Below are 1,004 nucleotides of genomic sequence, written 5' to 3'. Positions count from 1 at the left end.
GTATCCGGTCCGCCTTGCAATCTCGCTGTAGGTGAGGCCCTGCTGGCGCAAAGCTTGAAGCGTGTCGAAAATTTCCTGACGAGATTGCCTGTGCGCCAAGCGGGCACGGCGCTGTTGTGACCTGGCGCTGGCGATAGCATCTTCGGAGAGTATCGGCCTAATATGGGCGTGACCATAAACGCTGATCTGCTCCTTGATTGCCTCCCTGAGATTTTGAACCAGATGAAAACGATCAGCCACCTGGCGGGCTTGGGGCGCCCCCTCTCGGGCTGCCTGTGCATACAAGCCGCAGCGATCTCGGCTCACGACCTCGATCGTCGGACGCTCTTGCAACCAAGATTTTGCGCTCTCGACGCTGCGGTCCTCCAGAACATCGACGACCGAATGACGCTCAAGATCGACCATGATCGTCCTGTATCGCGAGGAATGCCGCCAGCTCCAATCATCAATGCCCACGACCCGAATAGTGTCTTTTTGTATGGATGCCGGATTACCGCGCTTCAACTGCCGCAAGATCGTGTCGTCGCTGACCGGCATACCGAGCCGATGCATCAAGTTCTCTCCTGGACGACCACCTAGTCTGTGGCCAATCAAGCCGACAATCTCCGCCATCCGCCCAGTTCGTCGCATATAGGGTGCAGCAATCCCGGGCAATCTGTCGGTGAAGGTTCGTCGCCCGCATTTCCTGTGTCGACACTGCCATCGGTTCAGAGCGAGTTTGATTCTCACCACTTGACCTTGAACAGGCAAGTCCTGGAGGCGGCGGTTGTGCCAGCCGTGCCTGTGTCGGCTTCGTGTTCCGCAATCTGGGCAGATGCCGACCGGTTTCGCAGCAGCCGAAACAACCCAGTTTTCTTCATCATGAAGCGTGATACCCAGAATTTTGCCCCCTGGGCCGGGTGACCATTTCGATTGCGTTCGCATCCCCGCAGATAGCAGTCGTGGCGCTAACACTCTGTTAACCACAGAAATTGAGGAAGAACCCGGTTAAATGCAAAACGACA

1 protein-coding gene is annotated in these 1,004 nt (G+C 56.7%); it reads right to left on the bottom strand.

Annotated elements, in window-relative coordinates:
- Nucleotides 1-924 (bottom strand): ISL3 family transposase (locus FHT73_RS29325; protein WP_246712286.1); only part of this gene is annotated, 924 nt, incomplete at its 3' end.
- Between the last annotated feature and the right edge of the window lie 80 nt (nucleotides 925-1,004).

Source organism: Rhizobium sp. BK098 (genome assembly GCF_014193155.1).
Classification (GTDB): Bacteria; Pseudomonadota; Alphaproteobacteria; order Rhizobiales; family Rhizobiaceae; genus Rhizobium.
Note: the sequence above shows the minus strand (reverse complement) of the source record. Positions and strands in the feature narration are given on the sequence as shown.